At 57.6% G+C, this 17,731-nt stretch carries 26 protein-coding genes, 1 tRNA gene and 2 pseudogenes; 7 read left to right on the top strand and 22 right to left on the bottom strand.

Translation table 11 applies throughout. The features are described from left to right. The first annotated feature begins 20 nt into the window (after positions 1-20). From MHZ89_RS15525 to MHZ89_RS15505, 5 genes are all read left to right on the top strand, one after another. Complete coding sequence (locus tag MHZ89_RS15525; RefSeq protein WP_311783770.1) at positions 21-812, top strand: SDR family oxidoreductase; 792 nt, start codon at positions 21-23, stop codon at positions 810-812. Between the two features lie 198 nt (positions 813-1,010). Next, positions 1,011-1,086: transfer RNA gene (locus MHZ89_RS15520), tRNA-Ile, on the top strand. A 120-nt stretch (positions 1,087-1,206) separates the two neighbouring features. Continuing rightward, on the top strand, positions 1,207-1,458 hold the full coding sequence (locus tag MHZ89_RS15515) for a polymorphic toxin type 44 domain-containing protein (RefSeq protein WP_311783957.1): 252 nt from the start codon (positions 1,207-1,209) through the stop codon (positions 1,456-1,458). Beyond that, on the top strand, positions 1,436-1,861 hold the full coding sequence (locus tag MHZ89_RS15510) for a hypothetical protein (RefSeq protein ID WP_311783769.1): 426 nt from the start codon (positions 1,436-1,438) through the stop codon (positions 1,859-1,861). The genes MHZ89_RS15515 and MHZ89_RS15510 overlap by 23 nt, the downstream gene beginning before the upstream one ends. 187 nt (positions 1,862-2,048) lie before the next feature. Then, positions 2,049-2,414, top strand: coding sequence for a hypothetical protein (locus MHZ89_RS15505; protein ID WP_311783768.1), 366 nt, complete (start codon positions 2,049-2,051; stop codon positions 2,412-2,414). Between the two features lie 174 nt (positions 2,415-2,588). Here the strand turns inward: MHZ89_RS15505 and MHZ89_RS15500 are convergent, their stop codons facing one another. From MHZ89_RS15500 to MHZ89_RS15460, 9 genes are all read right to left on the bottom strand, one after another. Next, positions 2,589-2,798 carry an ogr/Delta-like zinc finger family protein gene (locus tag MHZ89_RS15500; RefSeq protein WP_311783767.1) on the bottom strand — a complete coding sequence of 70 codons (210 nt, stop codon included), beginning with the start codon at positions 2,796-2,798 and terminating at the stop codon, positions 2,589-2,591. Positions 2,799-2,873: 75 nt separating this feature from the next. Further along, entirely contained in the window at positions 2,874-3,998 is a 1,125-nt protein-coding gene (locus MHZ89_RS15495) for a contractile injection system protein, VgrG/Pvc8 family (protein WP_311783956.1), read from the bottom strand. A 14-nt stretch (positions 3,999-4,012) separates the two neighbouring features. Further along, complete coding sequence (locus tag MHZ89_RS15490) at positions 4,013-4,519, bottom strand: phage tail protein (RefSeq protein WP_311783766.1); 507 nt, start codon at positions 4,517-4,519, stop codon at positions 4,013-4,015. Then, positions 4,516-6,978: a phage tail tape measure protein gene (locus tag MHZ89_RS15485; RefSeq protein WP_311783765.1), complete on the bottom strand. Its 2,463-nt coding sequence runs from the start codon at positions 6,976-6,978 to the stop codon at positions 4,516-4,518. The genes MHZ89_RS15490 and MHZ89_RS15485 overlap by 4 nt, the downstream gene beginning before the upstream one ends. Continuing rightward, a complete protein-coding gene (locus MHZ89_RS15480; RefSeq protein WP_120454847.1) occupies positions 6,971-7,093 on the bottom strand; it encodes a GpE family phage tail protein in 123 nt (40 codons plus the stop codon). Before MHZ89_RS15480 ends, MHZ89_RS15485 begins: the two co-directional genes overlap by 8 nt. 14 nt (positions 7,094-7,107) lie before the next feature. After that, positions 7,108-7,404: a phage tail assembly protein gene (locus tag MHZ89_RS15475; RefSeq protein WP_120454849.1), complete on the bottom strand. Its 297-nt coding sequence runs from the start codon at positions 7,402-7,404 to the stop codon at positions 7,108-7,110. 56 nt (positions 7,405-7,460) lie between these two features. Next, positions 7,461-7,970, bottom strand: coding sequence for a phage major tail tube protein (locus tag MHZ89_RS15470; protein WP_120454851.1), 510 nt, complete (start codon positions 7,968-7,970; stop codon positions 7,461-7,463). Positions 7,971-7,982: 12 nt separating this feature from the next. Further along, positions 7,983-9,152, bottom strand: coding sequence for a phage tail sheath protein (locus MHZ89_RS15465; RefSeq protein WP_269949834.1), 1,170 nt, complete (start codon positions 9,150-9,152; stop codon positions 7,983-7,985). Positions 9,153-9,250: 98 nt separating this feature from the next. Further along, positions 9,251-9,865 carry a recombinase family protein gene (locus MHZ89_RS15460; protein ID WP_311783764.1) on the bottom strand — a complete coding sequence of 205 codons (615 nt, stop codon included), beginning with the start codon at positions 9,863-9,865 and terminating at the stop codon, positions 9,251-9,253. Between the two features lie 63 nt (positions 9,866-9,928). On the opposite strand from MHZ89_RS15460, the pseudogene MHZ89_RS15455 reads away from it, so the two are divergent. Next, positions 9,929-10,387 (top strand): annotated as a pseudogene (locus tag MHZ89_RS15455) (phage tail protein); the annotation flags it as partial. Further along, positions 10,387-10,977, top strand: coding sequence for a tail fiber assembly protein (locus MHZ89_RS15450; RefSeq protein ID WP_311783762.1), 591 nt, complete (start codon positions 10,387-10,389; stop codon positions 10,975-10,977). The pseudogene MHZ89_RS15455 and the gene MHZ89_RS15450, both read left to right, overlap by 1 nt. A 93-nt stretch (positions 10,978-11,070) precedes the next feature. On the opposite strand, the gene MHZ89_RS15445 is transcribed toward MHZ89_RS15450, so the two are convergent. From MHZ89_RS15445 to MHZ89_RS15385, 13 genes and pseudogenes are all read right to left on the bottom strand, one after another. Next, the gene (locus MHZ89_RS15445; protein ID WP_311783761.1) at positions 11,071-11,466 is read right to left on the bottom strand and encodes a tail fiber assembly protein; all 396 of its coding nucleotides are present in this window, start codon (positions 11,464-11,466) and stop codon (positions 11,071-11,073) included. Next, positions 11,466-12,695, bottom strand: a complete 1,230-nt coding sequence (locus MHZ89_RS15440; RefSeq protein ID WP_311783760.1) for a phage tail protein — start codon at positions 12,693-12,695, stop codon at positions 11,466-11,468. The genes MHZ89_RS15445 and MHZ89_RS15440 overlap by 1 nt, the downstream gene beginning before the upstream one ends. Continuing rightward, complete coding sequence (locus MHZ89_RS15435) at positions 12,692-13,300, bottom strand: phage tail protein I (protein WP_126690374.1); 609 nt, start codon at positions 13,298-13,300, stop codon at positions 12,692-12,694. Before MHZ89_RS15435 ends, MHZ89_RS15440 begins: the two co-directional genes overlap by 4 nt. Beyond that, positions 13,293-14,201, bottom strand: a complete 909-nt coding sequence (locus tag MHZ89_RS15430; protein ID WP_311783759.1) for a baseplate assembly protein — start codon at positions 14,199-14,201, stop codon at positions 13,293-13,295. The genes MHZ89_RS15435 and MHZ89_RS15430 overlap by 8 nt, the downstream gene beginning before the upstream one ends. Before the next feature lie 4 nt (positions 14,202-14,205). Beyond that, a complete protein-coding gene (locus tag MHZ89_RS15425; protein ID WP_311783758.1) occupies positions 14,206-14,553 on the bottom strand; it encodes a GPW/gp25 family protein in 348 nt (115 codons plus the stop codon). After that, positions 14,553-15,143, bottom strand: coding sequence for a phage baseplate assembly protein V (locus tag MHZ89_RS15420; protein WP_311783757.1), 591 nt, complete (start codon positions 15,141-15,143; stop codon positions 14,553-14,555). The genes MHZ89_RS15425 and MHZ89_RS15420 overlap by 1 nt, the downstream gene beginning before the upstream one ends. A gap of 71 nt (positions 15,144-15,214) precedes the next feature. Continuing rightward, positions 15,215-15,670: a phage tail protein gene (locus MHZ89_RS15415; protein WP_311783756.1), complete on the bottom strand. Its 456-nt coding sequence runs from the start codon at positions 15,668-15,670 to the stop codon at positions 15,215-15,217. Next, positions 15,603-15,923: an Rz1-like lysis system protein LysC gene (gene lysC, locus MHZ89_RS15410; protein ID WP_311783755.1), complete on the bottom strand. Its 321-nt coding sequence runs from the start codon at positions 15,921-15,923 to the stop codon at positions 15,603-15,605. Before lysC ends, MHZ89_RS15415 begins: the two co-directional genes overlap by 68 nt. After that, positions 15,844-16,191, bottom strand: a pseudogene (locus MHZ89_RS15405) (LysB family phage lysis regulatory protein); the annotation flags it as partial. The pseudogene MHZ89_RS15405 and the gene lysC, both read right to left, overlap by 80 nt. Beyond that, positions 16,191-16,700 carry a lysozyme gene (locus MHZ89_RS15400; protein WP_311783754.1) on the bottom strand — a complete coding sequence of 170 codons (510 nt, stop codon included), beginning with the start codon at positions 16,698-16,700 and terminating at the stop codon, positions 16,191-16,193. The gene MHZ89_RS15400 and the pseudogene MHZ89_RS15405, both read right to left, overlap by 1 nt. After that, positions 16,697-16,906, bottom strand: coding sequence for an HP1 family phage holin (locus MHZ89_RS15395; protein ID WP_120454878.1), 210 nt, complete (start codon positions 16,904-16,906; stop codon positions 16,697-16,699). Before MHZ89_RS15395 ends, MHZ89_RS15400 begins: the two co-directional genes overlap by 4 nt. Before the next feature lie 2 nt (positions 16,907-16,908). Further along, entirely contained in the window at positions 16,909-17,112 is a 204-nt protein-coding gene (locus MHZ89_RS15390) for a tail protein X (protein ID WP_126690379.1), read from the bottom strand. A 350-nt stretch (positions 17,113-17,462) separates the two neighbouring features. Then, complete coding sequence (locus tag MHZ89_RS15385) at positions 17,463-17,654, bottom strand: hypothetical protein (protein WP_240629454.1); 192 nt, start codon at positions 17,652-17,654, stop codon at positions 17,463-17,465. Positions 17,655-17,731 lie beyond the last annotated feature (77 nt).

The following is a 17,731-nucleotide window of genomic DNA, read 5'->3' as shown; positions in this document are numbered from 1 at the left end:
TCATACAAAAGAGGCTTACTATGTCAGCATCAAAAGGTTTTGCTTTAATCACTGGCGCATCAAGCGGTATCGGCGCTACCTATGCAAGACGCCTGGCGGCGCGCGATTATGACCTGATACTGGTGGCGCGCGACCAGGCGAGGCTGGAGACGCTGGCGCAGACGCTGCGACAGCAGCATAAGATTGAGGTGCGTATTTTGCGCGCCGATCTGACCAACGCGGAGGATCTGCAACGCGTCGAACATGAACTGCAAAGCAACACGGCGATTACGCTGCTGGCCAATAACGCTGGCATGAGCGTAGACGGCGAGTTTATTGATGCCGACATCGAGCGCATTCAGAGCATGCTCATGCTGAACGTTATCGCTCCAACCCGTCTGGCGCATGCGGCGGCCAATGCGTTTCGCGCGCGCGGACGCGGCGTGATTATTAACGTCGCCTCGGTGCTCTCGCTGATGCATGAGATGTTCAACGGCGCCTATAACGGCAGCAAATCTTTTGTGCTGACGCTGACCCGCTCTATGCAGCGCGAACTGGAAAACAGCGGCGTGCAGGTGCAGGCGGTATTGCCTGGCGCAACGCGTACCGAGATCTTTGACCGCTCCGGCAAGTCAATCGATGAGCTTCCACCGCAGATGATTATGGAAGTTGAGGATATGGTAGATGCCGCGCTGGCGGGCCTGGAGGCGGGCGAAGCGGTGACCATTCCGGCGCTGGAAGAGGTCGCGCTGTGGCAGGATTACGATCGGGCGCGCGGCGCGATGGTACCCTTTTTATCGCTGAGCCAGCCAGCGTCACGCTACCGCAGTTGAGGATGGCTATTTGCCGGTGCGGTTGTGGGTAACAGCGGGTTTGATTGCCTGGCTCGCTTGCAGGCCTGAATAAAAACGGGCCGCATGTTCTGGAAATGTTTAGCTTTATCAAGCACTCATGCGCTGGAGAATTTTTCAGCATCTGGCGGATGAGTGCTGGATCGCTCTAAACAGATACATTATAATCCCCGCTCCGCTGGCCCCTTAGCTCAGTGGTTAGAGCAGGCGACTCATAATCGCTTGGTCGCTGGTTCAAACCCAGCAGGGGCCACCAAATTTAAGCTGTGAAATCAGCATAATAAAGCCACCTTTCAGGGTGGCTTTTTTGTTTTAGCTTTTATCCAGGAACTGGTATGTCTCTTTAACTATCAGTCTCCACTTCACGAGATGAGTAATAAAATCTGACTCATTAATATGCGGCAAGCAATATGCTAACTTCGGTAACTTTCATTATGGGGCGGTTGGACATGCTGCCGGCATTACCACAGAAGTTCTGCTCAGGGCTGCGGGATGGGCGCAAAACCGAGCGGGCACAAGTTCGCCAGCCTTGGGCGACTGGTATAAATCAGCCCCTTATGGCGATGATTCAGACGATCAGGCCTGGATAAGAATGGGTATCGAATATGCGAAACGTGCAGGTTTTTAAGAAACGCTATCTGCTTTTAATACTTTTGCCTGTTTTTATCTGGATAGCTTTTAAAATCATTCAGTTCTCCCCGCTAGAACAAACCTTACTGCAAAAGATCCCCGTTACCCGGCAGGTAAGCCTCTACATTACAGAAGCCAGCGCAGGCGCTACAACAGACTTCTCTTACCGCTTCTATTTATACGATGCCAGTAAAGACGAGCGCGCCGTTATGGCGGCTCTACAGCATGACAACGAACCCTTTATGATTACTAGCGATCGTAACGCCTTCCAGAAAGTTGAAAATGGCGCGATTTATCTTTCGACAAAAGGAACCCTGTACCGCTTTACCAATGCGCCCGCCTGCCGCGTTGGCGATATTATTTATACCGTCCCCGTTTATCTCACCGCATCGCCGCACTGAATATAAAACTTCAATCTTTCTTCAGACGCTTCCCTCCATTCAGCGTGCCTGCACAGGCTTTCTCCTGCATCAGGCAGGGCCTGGCTCAATAATTTCTCAATACCCATAGCTTGTGTCGCTTCAACAGTTCACTTCTAAATCGATTCGGATTAATCTTAGCGCTTACTTTTTTGATAAGGATTTCTTCATGAAGTTACTTTTTGGGGCTGCCGTTTTACTCGTTTCCGCCACTGCAAACGCAGGCTTTATTCATCCGCTGGACTTTGATGGCTCTGAAAGCCAGAAGCAGGAAGTGATCAGCTACATTCAAGCGCGAGTAAAAGCGGATTACTGTGACGGTCAGCTTGATATGTGCCAGCCGACCACCTTGCGTATAATGGAAAAACAAAACCTGTCAGCATTCAAGAAATTAACAAAAGTGAGCGACAGGAAGATACTGGATCGCGTCATTAAAGATTATTGTCAGGGCGCGCTGGATATGTGCACCTATACCACGCTCGAAATAATGTATAAACAGAACGTTAAAGCCACCAAGCAAGAACTAAGCTGGTAGCTAAAGCAAACCACCTTTTACAGGTGGTTTTTTTATGCGCAAAGCCAGCGGGTACAGTTATTGCCAACGCGGCAAGCCACACCTTTCCCGCCAGTACACTTATTGACAGAACTCCAAGAGGCGGCGCTGCCGCCATAAAAAAACCCGCTTACGCGGGCTTTGCTCATCAGGCGCTCAGACGCGGGCTTCGGCCTGCTTTTTGCCAGTCGCGACCTTCTCGATTTTACCGGGCGTCACGATCATCCCTGTCACGCTCTCGTGTGTTTTAAAAGTGCAGCTGCAGTTAATGTTCTGGCACTGGTTATAGCGCTCTTTGGTCTCGTTAGAGATGTAACGGCTGCTGCGGGTATGGGCAGCGCTCTGACACAGCGGGCAATGCATCATTTGTGAGTTCCTCGATGGTTAACGAGGCAATTATCGCCTCAATTACTCACAAAAAGCAAATTAATTAACTATTAGTTAGTTAATTTCTTCATACTCAACATCTGAGATGTCTATTTCCAGCTCCAGCGTGGTGGTAAAGCCGTCTTTAACGCTCAGGTTATGCGTCACCTTGCTAATGATCCAGGCGCTGGCGTCAATCACGGTTTTAAAGCCGCTGACCTGCACCGGCGTTTCAGGATAAAGATCCGCGCGTCCTGTCGCCAGCTGAAAGGTAAAGTGAACCACGCCGCGCTGTATCTCGCTCCACTTAGCCTCCGCCGCCTGCTTCGCCGCCTCTTTGCTGTCAAAGACCTCCGGCAGCACCAGCAGGCTCTCTTTTTGACCTGCGGTATATTCGCCTTCGTTATCATACGCTTGCTTTGGCGGGCTTTTCGCATCTGGATGGGTGACAGCGGCGGCGTTCGGGGCCTTTGCCTTACGCTGCATCTGGAAAATATGCGTTTTCGCCTCCTGAGTAGAAAGCCATTTCGCCTGAACGCCTTTATAGCTGGTGCGGTCGGCAACCATAAAGTTGTGCTTGTCGCCCTGCTGGCGCGTCAGTAATACCGTTGGGATCGCTTTGCCGCTGGCTAATTCCCCGCTGCCGGGCCGCAAAAAAAGCAGGCGCCCCGCTTTGATAATCGCTGCCGCGCCATAGCGTTTCGCCAGCCGGGTAACAAAGCTCGGATCGGTTTCGTGGGTCTGATCGATATGATCGATTTTGATCCCGGCGAACCCTTCCGCCATCTGCAAAATCAGGCCGCAGCGCTGCGCTATTTGCGTCAGGATGCTGCCCAGCGTGGCGTCATGGTAGGAGACGTCACGCGCCTTGTTCAGCTCCCCGCGAAAATCGACGCTGCGCGCGGTGATGGTCAGCACGTCGGGCGCGCCGCTATGGCTCACCTGATCGACCGTATAGTCGCCCTTGTTATGCAACTGGCCAACCCAGCCCAGGAACAGCGACACCACTGTGCCGCGCTGTGGCAGCTGAAGCAGGCCGTCGCTGTCGTCCAGCGTAATACTCAATGTATCCGCTTCAAAGCCGCGGTTGTCGGTTAGCGACAGCGAGACCATACGCTCGCGCAGGTTAGGGGTCACGTCTTTGCTGCCGATCCACAACATAAAATCGGGTGCCAGCTGGCCGCCCGCCTTAATCGCCATCGTGCTGAGTTCACTCACAGAGATAAGCCCCCCACCGTTGCAACAGCGCTGCTGATGCCAGAAGAGAGCTTGCCCGCCGCCGCTTCCGCCTTCGTCCAGAGCTCGCTGCCCTGCTTTTGCAGGTCGCCGAACATCGAGACCAGCGAATCATCGACGCGCAGCAGCCCCAGAGTAAAAATGATAACCCGCGCGCTGCCGTCGGCGTAGAAGTCGCTGTGCGTCGTCTTAAAACTTTCGATGACATACATGCCATAGATAGTGCCGTCGCCGCCGATCAGCGGCCAGGCGCGCCCTTCGTCAGCCAGCAGCTGAAACGCCAGCGCCTTAACCGGGCCGCCGGTAATCTCCGGGCGCAGTTCGCCGCTCAGGGAAATCTTTTCGTTGCTTTTGCCGGTGAACTGCACTGCGGCACGTTTGCCGACGCGGTTGTTGCTGGGCCAGTTCCAGCCGCTGTCATGTGACATCTGATTGTAGGGCAGCGTCTGCCGCATAAAGGGCAGCATGCCGTAGATCATCATCATGAGTACAATCCTCCTGTCATGGCGCTGCGCTGCCGGTTTTGTTGTTCAATACGATGCTGATCCATCTGCTGCTGCACTATTCGTCCAATCTCGTTGCCATCCATGCTGGACTGCGTATTGACCGTGATATTGCTGGTGTAGCTGTTCTGCTGCACCGCGCCGCCGCCAGCAGCAGGCGTCACCACCGGTCGATAAGGCACGCCGCTGACGGGCAGGCTCTTTTGCAGCCCGTCGGCTGCGATCGCAGTGCCGTCCGGCGCGACCGTCTCGCCTGGCGGCAGCTCCGCTTTCAGCTCTTTGCCTTTGCTGCTGGCGATACCGAGCTTATTCAGCACCCAGTCGATGCCGCTCATCAGTTGATCCAGCGCATGGCCGGGGACCTTCAGCGCCTCGGCGAGCATATTGCCGAAGCTTTTCCCCATATTGCCTGCCGCGGTCAGCTGTTCCTGGGTCGATTTAACCGGCTCCAGCAGCTGCGTAAACGCGCTCCATACAGATTTGACCTTATCCGTGATCCAGTTAAAGACCGGCTGCAGCGGCGTGAAGGCAGCGCTAATCGGCCCCATCGCATCAGAAAACCCCTGCGCGACGCCGCTGATAAAGGTGCTGATTGGCTCCCAGTAGCGTCGGATCAGCAGCGCGCCGCCAACGATAGCCGCGACGACGCCCACCACTGGCAGGCTAATCGCGCCGATGGCGGTCACGATGGCGCCGCCCACCCCGGTGAAAAGCCCGCCGAGTATTTCAATGCCAGCCATAATGGCGCCGACGCCGCTCACTACCGGCCAGACCGCCATACCGATGGCGCCCAGCGCGCCGACAAAGGTGAGCGCCACGGCCGCCGCCGTGGCGATGCCGCTGGCCAGCGTCGGGTTATCCTGCAGCCACTGGTCGACCGTCTGCAGGAACTGCGTCGCATCCTGAGTCAGCGTCCGCAGCGTGCCGTCGAGCGGCGCGTAGAGATCGACGCCAATAGCCGCTTTTGAGGCGTCCAGCTTTTGCACATCTCCGCCGAGGTTATCCTGCTGCGCCTGCGCCATGCGCGCCGTACTGCCATCTGACTGTTGCACCGAGGTGGTGAGCGTCTCCAGCTCACCGCTGGACGCGCCCTGCGCCAGCAGCGACGCTGACGAAGCCGCCTTCTCACCAAAAATATTTTTCAGCACGTCAGCCTGCTGTGCCGCGCCCATGCCCTTCCTGGCGAAGGCGGCCTGAATATCTTTCAGCAGCGGTAATATCTGCCGCGTGTCGCCGTTTTCATCACGGGTTTGTACGCCGAGCGCGGCGATAGTGCGCTGGGCGCCAGGCATCTGCAGCCGCGTCATGACCGCGCCAGCCTCTTCACCCGCCGCCGCGCCGGTAATGTGGTTCTTCGCCAGCAGTCCCAGGATGGCGGAGGTCTGCTCAACGCCGACGCCTGCGCTTTTCGCCACTGGCGCGACGCTGCTCAGGGCGCTGCTCAGCTCTTCAAACTTCATGCCGGTCTGGTCGAGGGTAGCATTCAGCACATCACCAAGATGGGCGATATCGCCGCTGTCGAGGCCAAAAGCGGCTTTCGTTTCCATCAGCAGACCGGCGTTATCCTCCGCTGAGTGGCTGTTTACCTGCGCCATATTCAGCGCGACCGGCGTCGCGGCGGTAATGTCCTCAACCGCCCCGCCCGCCCGGGCGATATCGAGCTGGGTCTGCGCAACGTCCTGCGCCGGGATGCCCGTCTGCACGCTGACGCTGCGTGCCTGTTTATCCAGCGCCGCCGCCTGCGGCGAACCCTTCTGCAGGCCGGTTTTAGCCTGCAGCGCGGCTTCGGTGCGCGCCAGCTCGTAGCCGGGGCGCAACAGCGCGGCGCCGGCGGTAAAGCCAGTTTTCGCCATACCGAGGCCAGCTGCGCCAGCGCTGCGGATCTTGCCCGCCAGCGCCTGCCCTGCGCGATAGCGCTCCGTTACCTGATTATGGCGCGCCTGCTGCTGGTTCAGCTGCTGTAACCGCTGCTGCTGACCATTAAGATTCAGGCTGGTCTGCGCCGTCGCCGCTTTTAGACGCAGCTGTTCGCTGCTCAGGCTTCGCGTAGCGATGCCCGCGCTGTTGAGGCTCTCACGCTGCTGCTGGACGGAAAGACGCAGGCTCTGCGCCTGGCTTTGCAGCGCAGCGCTTTGCCGACGCGCCTTCTCCAGCGCGCGGCTCTGTTCGTCGGCGGGCTGGCTGCTGCTGCGCATCGCCAGCGCCAGCGAAGCCGTTTCAGCCTTCGCCTCTTTCAGCTTCTGCTGCGTGTCGCTCAGCTGGCGGCTGGTGGCGCGAAAGCTATCGATTTTCGCCGACTGCGCCTGTAACGCCGCCAGGCTCTGGCGCGTTTCGGTAATGGTGTCGGTGACTTTTCGCGTTTCGTTCTGGAGGCTCTGTAGCGGGCGCAGCGCCTGATTAACCGCCTTCAGCAGCGCCTGCAGTTTGAGGTCTTCACTCATCCGTATTTGCTCCGCTGCGGATCAGGGCTTTATGCCGCCAGTCGAGAAGCTCGGCCAGCGGCAGGTCGTTCAGTTCGGAAAGGGGCCAGTGAAAAATGGCGGCGATGTCGGCCATCAGGTCATTGACCGTCAGTCCGTCAGGCCATTCGACGGCGCCGACTTCGACTGCAAAAAACCGATCACCTTGCCGCCTAACGCAATCAGATCCACCGGGTCGAGGCTGTGGCATTCCGCCCTGGTCAGCGCAGGCAGCGTAATACGCGGCAGCACCGTCAGCAGCGCATCGACGTCGGAAGAGGCCAGATCGGCGAGACGCACGCCGCGCAGCGAACCCGCGTTTGGCTTAATCAGCTCAACCTGTGCGATCTCCGCATCGCCGCGCTTCAGCGGGGTTTCAAATTCAACGATATTCTCTTTCTGTTCCATGCTTCTCTCCGCGTTCTGACAGGATAAAAGGCCAGCGCCAGGCGCTGGCGTCAGGGTTAAGCCAGGCCGAGGTTTTTACGGCGCTGTGCAAGGCGATCGGTGCCGTTTACCTTCTCGACCATGTTGACGGTATCGATCTCAATCAGCTCTTTACCGTTCCAGGTGAGCTTGAAATAGGTGTTTTTGGTGGTGATTTTGGTTTCGGTGTCCTCGCCCTGTTTGGCATCGCCAAAGTCGAACGCCTGGTGACGGCCGCGCACCTCAATCTCTACCGCGATCTCTTCGCCGGTGTCGTCACGCTGGTAGGAGCCGGTAAAGCGCAGCGGTACGGCGGAACCGCCCCACTGCGACAGCGCCAGATCGTCCATGCCGGCGATGGTCCACTCCATATCGAGCGCGTCGTCGTCCAGACCGTTGTCGATAAAGGCGGCGCCGTTCATGCCGCCGCCACGGTAGGCGTCCAGCTTGCGGGAGAGCTTCGGCAGGGTGACGGAAGAGACAACGCCCTGATAGCTGTTTGAATCATTGAAAAGGTTCAGCCCTTTCAGTTTGCGGGGTAGTGCCATTTATCCGGCTCCTCAGCTGTTAACGGATGCGGCGAAGTTCGCCAGATAGGTGTCGGTGATGCGCTGGCGCAGCGTCAGGTCTTCCAGCGGCGGCACCGGCGTATAGTCGTAGTCGATAGCGAGCTTGCCCGCTTTCAGACTGGCGACGTCGTTAGCGCTTTCGTCATACCAGCAGGAGGCGCCCAGCAGGTAACCGGCGTTGACCAGCTCGCGGAATTTAGCGTTGATGCCCGCCACGATTTCACGTACCAGCACCGGCGTCAGCGGTTTGTCGTTGGCCCACATATGCGCTTCGGCCATGGTGTCGGCCAGTACCTGCGCGGTACGGGTGTAGTTTTCAAATGCAAAGAGCGGATCGTCGCTGCAGGTGCGGTTGCCCCAGAAGCGGAAGCCATCTTTGCGGATCAGCGTGGTCACGCAGGCTTCGTTCAGCAAGTCGGCGTCGGTGCCGCTCTGCTGCAAATCCCAGAATACTGATGAGGAGATGCCGGTGACGCCGTTGACGCCAACGTTCGACAGGGTTTTATGCCAGCCGGTGTCGTTGTCGATTTTGGCGCGCAGGCCGAGCGCGCGCGCCGTCGCCCAGGCGGTATCGGCAACGCTGGTCGCGCTATTCCAGGCAATAAAGTCGGGCCAGATCACCATCAGCTCGCGCTGGCTAAAGTTTTTGCGGTAGTTCATCGCATCGCTGATGGTTTTGCAGTTCCAGGCTGACACATAGGCGAAGGCGCGTAGCTGCTGAGCGATGCTCGCCAGCGCGGTCGCCACTTCCTGCGAGTCGAGCCCCGGCACGCCGAGAATACGCGGCTTCACGCCGAGCTGCGTCTGCGCGGTCAGCAGCGCCTTCATGCCGGTGTACTGACCTTTTTCATCAGTGGTGCCGATGATATTGGAGATAGTCTCCGCGTCGGTTGCGCCTTTCGCGACGCGTACCACGACGGTGACCGGTTTCGCCTGATCGGCGATCGCCTGCAGCGACGCGGCCAGCGTGCCTTTGCTGCCAGCCTTAGCGATAGCGGCCTGCACGTTAGTCAGCAGCACCGGGGTGTTGAGCGGGAAAGCCGTTGCGTCTGCGTCGTCTGCGGTGCAGACCAGGCCGACTACGGCGGTGGATACGGTAGAAATGGTGCGCGTGCCGTCATTAATTTCGACAACGCGTACACCGTGATGATAATCAGACATCTGATGCACTCCGTGTTGAGGGTGCGCTCAGATTGTCAGGTCAGGTGAGGGAAATCATGCGGTTGCGGTTTGCTGAGGGATGAGTGGACATCGGCTTTTCACAGGTGGTTATGCGCGCTTTTTTCCGCCTCGGTCATCAGGTCAGGCTTGCGGCTTTTTGACGCCTTCGCAGGGAAGTATTTATAGAGGGTCGATAGCGCGACGTTATAGATGATGGCCAACTGCTGACGGGTATGTCCCTTTAACAGCAGCCGGCTAATCTGCTCAACTTCATCCGGCGTTAAAACCCTGGGTCTTCCGCCCATTCGCCCTTTCGCTCTGGCTGCAGCCAGTCCGGCCAGAGTACGTTCGACAATTAACTCACGCTCCATTTCAGCGAGCGCGGACATAACGTGAAAGAAGAAGCGTCCCATTGCGCTGCTGGTATCAATACTGTCTGTTAGCGAACGGAAATGCGCGCCGCGCTCGTGCAGTTCTGAAATCAGCGCTATCAGGTTTTTTACGCTGCGCCCAAGCCTGTCGAGTTTCCATACAACCAGCGTGTCGCCTTTTCTGATGCGTTTGAGGGCCTGTTTAAGTCCAGGACGGCTGGCCACTTTTCCGCTGATACGATCTTCAAAAATATGGTCACAGTTTGCGCTTAGCAGCGCGTTTCGCTGTAAGTCGCAGTTCTGGTCAATTGTTGATACGCGAATATAACCAATTACGGCCATAAATTTTTCTCTTTAGCTTCCCGAGGACGGATTTTGGCGGATTTTGCCATGCGAGACGGCTTTATCAAAAACCTTGGTTTAGGAGAAGGCTCGGCGCTACCGGTCGGCGTACCGGTTCCCTGGCCATCAGCGACGCCTCCGAACGGGTGGCTAAAATGCAATGGCGCTGCGTTTAATGCTGCGACTTACCCCGCTTTGGCAAAAGCGTATCCTTCACTGAAGCTTCCCGATCTGCGCGGCGAGTTTATACGTGGCTGGGATGATGGGCGTGGAGTTGACAGTGGAAGAAATCTTTCCTCTTTTCAGGCTGACGAGCTAAGATCGCATAACCATCGTTTTGTTAATGAATATGGTACTCCTTCAGAAAATATCATTGCTTATTCCGATCAAAATAGCGAAAGCGTAGATGTTACTAATATGACGGGTAACAGGTGCCATACATATATTTTTATGGAAAAGACAGGGGGGATTGAAACTCGCCCACGAAATATAGCCTTTAATTTTATTGTGAGAGCCATTTAATGACAAAAATTAATCTGGACAAAAATGGACTGGCAAACGAGGCCGGTATGATAACCGTTTATAACTATCATCCGCAAAGTGGTGAGTATCTCGGTACGACTGAAGAGTATTTGCAGCAAGGCGTTGGCGTTCCGGCAAATACCACTATCGTTGCACCACCAACTGCTAAGGCAGGCAGTGCTACTGTTTTTCGTGGAGACCATTGGCAAGTCATTGCTGACCATCGTGGTGAAATGGTATATGCCGTTGCAAATGGCGAAGCGACAGAGATTACTGAGCCAGGCGATTATCCGGCTGGGATAACAACACTCAAGCCTTCTACTATATTTGATGAGTGGAATGGTAAAGAGTGGGTTACAAATATTGAAGCGCTGCATGCAGCGCAAGTTGAGTCAGCAGAGCTTAAAAGATCATCGTTGCTGGCCGAAGCGCAGGCAAGGATCAGTCTATGGCAGACTGAATTACAGCTGGATGTAATCGAAAATGAAGATAAAACCCGACTTATAAGCTGGTTATCTTACATTAAAGCGTTGCAGAAAACCGATATTAGCGCTGCGCCAGTAGTTGAATGGCCCGTTCTACCCGCCTGACCTTTAAACGGCTTAGTTAAACCTTTTTCTATAAAGAAATTGTAATAATAACCGCCCCTAAAAATTCATCATTTGGGGCGGTTGAACCTTTTATTATGACGAAGGTTTGACTGGCCAGTATATATCAGGAGCCTTTTTTGTATCAATACGGCTAAGAATTACTCTATATTTCTTCCATTCAGCAAGGCGCATAATTTCTTCATCAGTTGCAATGTTGATATCGACGGCATCTTGTAATGGCACGATGTTTTTTTTTGCTTCTTCCATTAATATATTGAGCGTCATACTAGCCATTACGGCAGCATTTTCAGGCGTGATAGCAGGCACAGCGAATTGACCGTTGCTATAATCATAATCAATTTCAGGCGGTGCAGGTAAAGATGTGATATCAATCCACTCCAGAGAGGGATGATAAATCACAGAAGGCTCAACGCTGAGTGAAACAATCTCAACAACGCGCTGCTCCTCAATTCGAGCATAAGTTTTCATTAGCTAAATTCCTCAATATACATAATGCCGTGCGCACCAAAAGAGCCGATATAGGGTTCGGTGCGAGTATTGCCACCGCCACCAGCGCCAAATCTTAGTGCGCGCCCTGATGTTGAGCCTTCACCGCTGCGTGCGCCGCCTCCCCAGTAACTCGCTCCGCCATCGCCAGAACCACCGAAGTAAGGGTTGCCTGAATCGCTGACAATGCCGGGCGCATCGCTGCCATCACCACCACGCATATTTAAATCACCGCCGACAGCGCTACCGCCGCTTCCGCCCGCATCGCCACTCGCCGAACTACCATTTCCTGCCGTTAACTGACCATTAAAGGAACTGCTTGATGAGTTCAGCGTGTCATCTGCACCTTGGCCAACAACGCCTGCATAAGTTTTATTCTCATCAACTGCCACCCAGGCAATGACGGTGCCGCCAGCCCCGCCGCCTGCACCGCGTGAATGGAATCCAGAGCCCCATCCAAGAAAGCCATAACCGCGCCCACCTCCGCCAGTCAGGATTATTTTGATTCGTTTCGTGCCGGGTGTGGGTTTATAGCTGACAGCCCCTGGAGTAGTGAAAATCTGACGGTTGAGAAATCGCCCGGAAAAGTTTTCGCTAATACCAAGGTTTTGTAGAACATCCGCCACCTTCCCCGCACTCTTAATTTCCGCCAGCGCATTCGCAATCTGCAAATACTGCTTATGCGGATTCGCCGCCGCAACGTGGTCAGCCAGCCCCTTATCGGCGTACTGTTTCGCCTCAATTACCCCGTCATCCACATACTGACGCGTCGCCAGCACCACAGACGGATCGATCTTCAGCGTCACGGCCGAGGCGCTGTTGACGATGATAATCATGCGAACGGTCTGCGTGCGGCCGCTGCCCTCCTGCAGCTGCGGCTTATAGGTTTCCGCGCAGTTGGCGACAGCAATCATTACGCCATCAGCGTCGAACAGGCCGATCTCGCGGATCCAGAAGCCGCCTTCGTTCTCGGGAATAATCTGCTCGGCGATAATCTGGCTGCTGTTGGCCGCATCGATGCTTAACGAGTTAAGCGCCGCGCGGCGTTTTTCGCCGATAAGCTTCGTCTGCGAGGCATCCGGCGTCGGCAGCACGCCGCCGCCGTCGCCTACCGCCATTTCCGTGATCTGCAGCTTAGTGCCGAGCGCCGTAGCGTTCGCCAGCTTTGCCGCGCCCTGATTAGTCAGCAGGGCATAATATTTCGTTGTCATGTGCGCACTTCCGTCAGGTCAATTAAATGTACCGCTGTGCCGGTATAGCCCGGCCCGCTCACGGTGATGATTTCAGGGGTGTAGGGATAAACCGTCAGCTCGTCGCCGCTGTAGCTGGCAGCAGCCACCGGCAGCGTTCCGCTGGAGTCGAGATTGACTGAGAGGCCAGTCAGATGCCGACTACACGGCTTCGCATCGGCGATCAGCCGCTCCAGCTCGTTGTACATCGCCTCGGTAATGCCGGTATCGAGTACGCCGACGTCGAGGCGAAAGGTGCCGGGCGCTTCGCCAGTTTTCCACCACTCGGTAATGCGGATCAGATAGCCGAGCGGCTCGACGATGCGCCGAAGTGAACCGATGGTGCCTTTATGCCGGTGCACATACTCCGAGGCGGCAACAACGCTGCGTTTCGTTGCCTCATTCCAGTTGGAATCCCAGCGGTCAACCGACCAGGCCCAGGCGAGATAAGGCAGCAGCGCGACCGGACAGGTCTGCGCGTTCCACAGCTGGCGCAGCGGCACCGGCATCTTTTCGATATCCGCACACGCCTCGGCGGCGGCGACCTCAAGCGGCGAGGAGCCGGTCGGCAGCAGCCGATCACTCATCGGAGCCTCCCACCGCGATGCTGTAGCCGCTGCAGTACGCGGCCTGAGTTTTATCCAGCACCACATCTTCGGTCGGCTGCGCCAGCTCAACGCGCTGCACGCCTTCTACATGCAGCGCGGCATAGAGCGCAGACTGGCGAATATCGCGTCCCAGGCGCGACTGCGCGTTGATAAAGGCGAGCAGCTTCGCCTCGGCGGCGGCGCGGACAGGCTCCGCTTCCGGGCCGGGATAGAGATAGAGCGTCGCGTCGACGCGGTAATCGACAATGGTGGCCGCCTGCACCCTGACGCGATCGGCGACCGGGCGCACATCTTCATCGTTCAGCGCGTTCGCTACGATCGTCAGCAGATCGGCAGGTGCCGTACCGTCGCCCTCGCGGCTCAGGACGGTAATCACGACCTCCGCCGGCGCCGGGCTGGTGGCGGAAACGTCCGCCACGCGCCCGTCGGCGCTTTTGGCATGATACTCATAGGCGCCGCTCGGCCCCGCCACGCTCAGCCCTTCGAAGGCGGCGGCGATGCGCATGCGGAAGTTATCGTCGCTCTCCATCACCGCCGCGGTCGGCGGAATGGTGCTGTTATCCGCAGCCCTCAGCGTCAGTCGGGTCACGCCGTTGTTGGCGCCCAGCTGGTCGAGATCGCTGCCGGTCGCCCACGCCACCATATTGGCTTTCGCCGCCTCGTTGATGCGCTGACGCAGAATCAGCTCGCGATAGGCGTTCTCCTGCAACAGCTTAACCAGCGGCTCCGACTCCAGCGCCAGCGTGCGGGTTATCGCCTGCTGCTGCTCGGCCGGGTAAAGAGAAATCAGCGTCGCCTTGCGCTCGGCCAGCAAGGTTTCATAATCCAGCGTCTCCACCACGTCGGGCGCAGGCAGCTGGCTCAGGTCAATGGTTGCCATAGGTTCAGCTCACGGGAATAGTCAGGGAAAATTCTTGCGTCGTATCGCTGCGGCTGCCGGTAAGCTCTACCGTCATGCCGCCGTCACAGGACGCTTCATAGCTGATAGCGCTCAGCTGGATGCGCGGTTCCCACTGCAAAATCGCCATATAACAGGCAGACATAATTTGCAGACGCAGCGCCGGGTTTTGCGGCTGGTCAATCAGCGCCGAAAGCAGCGAGCCATAGCGACGACGCATCACGCGGGAGCCGAGCGGCGTGGTCAAAATATCGCGCACCGACTGCCGGATATGCTCAAGGTCCGCCAGCGCCACCCCGCTGTCGCGGCTCATACCGATATATTTTTCACTCATTACTGAGGCCCTCCCGACAGATCGCCGCCCGACTTCACGCCGCCATGCTGATGGGCATCGACCACGATGCCGTTAGAGCTAAGGCTGCCGCCGCTGTGCGTAACAGTGCCCTGCAACGTCCCACCGCCGGTGACCTCCAGCGTGGCGGTTTTCAGCTTTGTCGTGCACTCCACCAGCGGCGCATCAAACACGATGCTGGTCGCCGCCTGAATTCTGGCGCTCTGAATGCCGCTCGCCTTCAGCGCGCCGTTCTGCGGTTCGTACTCGATAGCCGCGCCGTCGGGAAACGACCAGTGCAGCGCGTCAGCCGAGGCGGAAGGCGCGGGATGGCTGTCAGAAAAGATGCCCGGCAGAATAAAGCCGGTGTTCAGCTCGCCGCCCAGGCTCAGTACCAGCACCTGTTCGCCGACCGACGGCGCGCTCCAGGCGCGCGATCGTCCGGCGCGGGCGCTGAGCCACGGCAGCCAGCCGGTTTCGTTGTCGCCGCTGCGTACGCGACAGCGCCCGCTCTGAGGATCAACCGCCGAGACGGTGCCGATACGGATAAGGTTGCGCAGCAGGCGCAGGATTTCGCTGAGATGTTCGTTCATGTCGCTAGTGTTACCTCTGGTGCATGCGGCCAGCAACGCGACGCCGACCGCTGAGAGATGACAGAGCAGCTTTAGCGCTGCCACTCGCTGACCAGCTCGCCATGCACCCAGAGCTGCAGCGGCGCATAGTCGTTAGCCGGCGGCGTCGGTTCGCCAGGAAAGGTGACCTGCAGCGCGTCATCCGTCTGCACTACCCGCGCCCGCTCGCTCAGCGTCAGCCCGATGTTGAGGGCGCCGGACGCGTCGAGCGTGAAGGTAAAATCGCTGCGCCGCTTATCGGCGTTGCCCATCATTTCCGGCTGGTTATCCCGCAGCCAGACGAGCAGCGGCACAATGACGGCCTCGACGTCCTGCTGGTAGTCAGCAATCGTTAACGCAAGCTGATAGCGATACTCGAAAGAGAGCGACGGCGCGCTGGTCGATACCACCGTTCCGGCGGCAATCGCCATGCTCAGCCGCTCAGGGTTTTGCTGTAGCAGCGGCACGCTGCGGTTGAGCGCCGCGCGTAGCTGTTGAGGTTTCTGCATCCTGTTGCTCCTGACACTCTTTAATGATTTCAATCTGCAGCCCGCAAGAGACGAGCGCAGCCTCTAACTGACGGTTATCTGCCGCCAGATCGCCCTGCGTTTGCAGGTTGTTGCCCGGCAGCGGGCAGCTGTTCACGCGCGGACAGCCAGCCCAGATAATCGCGGGCGTTGTCGAAGGCGGGACGGCTGTGCAGCCGGATAAGGTCATCAGGCAGAGCGGCAGCAGACCACTCGCGTAACGCTTGACTGGCATCGGTTTCTCTCGCTATGTGCACTTCGCGGCTGAGGGCGATGCGGCTGGCGCGATCCTGCTGCAGGCGCAGCGCCGCTTCGCGTTTACTGTTCGCCTGCGCCTGGGTCGTCAGGCGGGCGATAATCTGGTCGCGGCTGGTGAGATCGGCGGAGAGCGCGGCGTTGGCGCGCCTTGCCTCGCGCAGCTGGTCACCAGCCTTTGCGCCGCGCCAGCTGGCGAAGGCGAACAGCAGCAGCAGTAGCGCCAGCAGCGCGGCGCAAAGGCGCATCATGCAGCGCCTCGCAGACACCAGGCGCGCTCCCGCATGCGCCGCTCCGCCAGTCCGGCGCTCTTCACGCCGTTAACGTAGATCCAGCGCGGCAGCTGATCGCAGGCCGCGCGCCAGCGCTGCTGGTTGAGGTAGCTCGCCAGCGTCGAACGGCAGGCGGCGCCGGCGCCGACGTTAAAGGCGAAGCTCGCCAGCGCATCCCAGACCGGCTGCGGCATCTTCACCGGCACGCAGAGGGAGAGCTGGCGTTCGACCCGTATCAGGTCATCCACCAGGTTAACCGCGGCCTGGCGCTCGCTGACTACGCTCTGCGGCGTGACGCCGGCGGTATGGCCGATACCGTTGGTCCAGACGCCAGCGCTGCACTGGTAGGGCGAGGTGCGGCAGCCTTCTGCATCCGCCAGCAGCTGTAGCCCGCCAGAGGAGATTTTCAGGGTAGAAAACTGCGGCAGCAGCGCGGCGATCGCCACCACGGCGACCACGGCGCAACGTTTAGCGGTCTGGCTCAAGAGTGCCTCCCTGCGCGCTGGCGCTGTAGCTCATAGGTTTTGCGGCGGTAGTGCCAGTTGATGAAAAAGGTCGCCACGTTAACGATCAGGGTGATCACCGCCACGCCGGAACCGACCAGAAAAGCGATATCCTGGATGGTGTGACGGCCCAGCCACATCAAAAACAGGCTGACCAGGTAGTTAATCAGCGAGCTGGTTTTCTCCATCGTTAGTCCCACAGATTCACGGTTTCGCCTGTAGCGGCCTCCGGCAGCTCCGGCAGCGTTACCGCATAGCCGTGTGGCAGAACGACGCCGCGATCGGCAAGGCCGGGATTGGCCGCGTAGACCTGCTCGACCGCCTGCTGCGTACGGCCGTAGTAGCGATAGCAGATCTCATCGACCGTATCGCCCTGGAGCGCATAGATGTTCATAGCGATAACTCCCCGTCAGGCCCGCTGACGGGTACGCAAAAATGGTGCGTCACTGTGCTTTTCCCCGTTGAAGGTGATGTTGGCAAACGCAGGCTCGAGCCTGCTCCGCCGTTGAATTCGTCATCCGGCAGAGCCAGTCTCTCCGCTGCGGGGCGATGGCTCAACGCCAGCCCGCCTGCTGGAATATGGGTAAACAGGGAGATCGCAGCGCAAAAAAAACGGCACCCACAGGGTGCCGTTATTGCTTCTGGTCAGCCGTCGCCGGACGGCGCAAGCATCAAGGGGAAAGGTTCGGGATCTGCTGCTTTTTATGAGTCAAACGATCGCATCTCATTGCCATACCTGCATTGTTATTTATTGGTGGAGATAGCGGCAAACGAAACGGCAAATTCCTTGTTTTTTATCATCATATCGCCAGCTATCTCGGCGATTAAAGCGAGGGCCACTTCCCGGTCGCGCTCCCTGCAAACTCCTTCAGTGGTCAGACGTGCAATGAGCTCAACACGCTCAAGCATTACCTGTTCTTGTAAATCAGTATCCACTTTCCCTCCCCCAATTTATAACTGTATATCTATACAGTAGCACAGCATGCAATCTGATATAAAGAAAATTAAGTTCT

Origin of the sequence: Pantoea sp. ACRSB, from assembly GCF_022346905.1 — a bacterium.
GTDB classification, from domain to species: domain Bacteria; phylum Pseudomonadota; class Gammaproteobacteria; order Enterobacterales; family Enterobacteriaceae; genus Pantoea; species Pantoea piersonii.
This window is presented reverse-complemented; position numbering and strand designations above follow the sequence as displayed.

Coding starts and splice junctions, on each gene's coding strand:
- MHZ89_RS15525 (WP_311783770.1), top strand. CDS start 21: ATGTCAGCATCAAAAGGTTTTGCTTTAATCACTGGCGCATCAAGCGGT.
- MHZ89_RS15510 (WP_311783769.1), top strand. CDS start 1,436: ATGCGAAACGTGCAGGTTTTTAAGAAACGCTATCTGCTTTTAATACTT.
- MHZ89_RS15505 (WP_311783768.1), top strand. CDS start 2,049: ATGAAGTTACTTTTTGGGGCTGCCGTTTTACTCGTTTCCGCCACTGCA.
- MHZ89_RS15500 (WP_311783767.1), bottom strand. CDS start 2,798: ATGATGCATTGCCCGCTGTGTCAGAGCGCTGCCCATACCCGCAGCAGC.
- MHZ89_RS15495 (WP_311783956.1), bottom strand. CDS start 3,998: ATGGCGATTAAGGCGGGCGGCCAGCTGGCACCCGATTTTATGTTGTGG.
- MHZ89_RS15490 (WP_311783766.1), bottom strand. CDS start 4,519: ATGATGATGATCTACGGCATGCTGCCCTTTATGCGGCAGACGCTGCCC.
- MHZ89_RS15485 (WP_311783765.1), bottom strand. CDS start 6,978: ATGAGTGAAGACCTCAAACTGCAGGCGCTGCTGAAGGCGGTTAATCAG.
- MHZ89_RS15480 (WP_120454847.1), bottom strand. CDS start 7,093: ATGGCCGACATCGCCGCCATTTTTCACTGGCCCCTTTCCGAACTGAAC.
- MHZ89_RS15475 (WP_120454849.1), bottom strand. CDS start 7,404: ATGGAACAGAAAGAGAATATCGTTGAATTTGAAACCCCGCTGAAGCGC.
- MHZ89_RS15470 (WP_120454851.1), bottom strand. CDS start 7,970: ATGGCACTACCCCGCAAACTGAAAGGGCTGAACCTTTTCAATGATTCA.
- MHZ89_RS15465 (WP_269949834.1), bottom strand. CDS start 9,152: ATGTCTGATTATCATCACGGTGTACGCGTTGTCGAAATTAATGACGGC.
- MHZ89_RS15460 (WP_311783764.1), bottom strand. CDS start 9,865: ATGGCCGTAATTGGTTATATTCGCGTATCAACAATTGACCAGAACTGC.
- MHZ89_RS15450 (WP_311783762.1), top strand. CDS start 10,387: ATGACAAAAATTAATCTGGACAAAAATGGACTGGCAAACGAGGCCGGT.
- MHZ89_RS15445 (WP_311783761.1), bottom strand. CDS start 11,466: ATGAAAACTTATGCTCGAATTGAGGAGCAGCGCGTTGTTGAGATTGTT.
- MHZ89_RS15440 (WP_311783760.1), bottom strand. CDS start 12,695: ATGACAACGAAATATTATGCCCTGCTGACTAATCAGGGCGCGGCAAAG.
- MHZ89_RS15435 (WP_126690374.1), bottom strand. CDS start 13,300: ATGAGTGATCGGCTGCTGCCGACCGGCTCCTCGCCGCTTGAGGTCGCC.
- MHZ89_RS15430 (WP_311783759.1), bottom strand. CDS start 14,201: ATGGCAACCATTGACCTGAGCCAGCTGCCTGCGCCCGACGTGGTGGAG.
- MHZ89_RS15425 (WP_311783758.1), bottom strand. CDS start 14,553: ATGAGTGAAAAATATATCGGTATGAGCCGCGACAGCGGGGTGGCGCTG.
- MHZ89_RS15420 (WP_311783757.1), bottom strand. CDS start 15,143: ATGAACGAACATCTCAGCGAAATCCTGCGCCTGCTGCGCAACCTTATC.
- MHZ89_RS15415 (WP_311783756.1), bottom strand. CDS start 15,670: ATGCAGAAACCTCAACAGCTACGCGCGGCGCTCAACCGCAGCGTGCCG.
- lysC (WP_311783755.1), bottom strand. CDS start 15,923: ATGCCAGTCAAGCGTTACGCGAGTGGTCTGCTGCCGCTCTGCCTGATG.
- MHZ89_RS15395 (WP_120454878.1), bottom strand. CDS start 16,906: ATGGAGAAAACCAGCTCGCTGATTAACTACCTGGTCAGCCTGTTTTTG.
- MHZ89_RS15390 (WP_126690379.1), bottom strand. CDS start 17,112: ATGAACATCTATGCGCTCCAGGGCGATACGGTCGATGAGATCTGCTAT.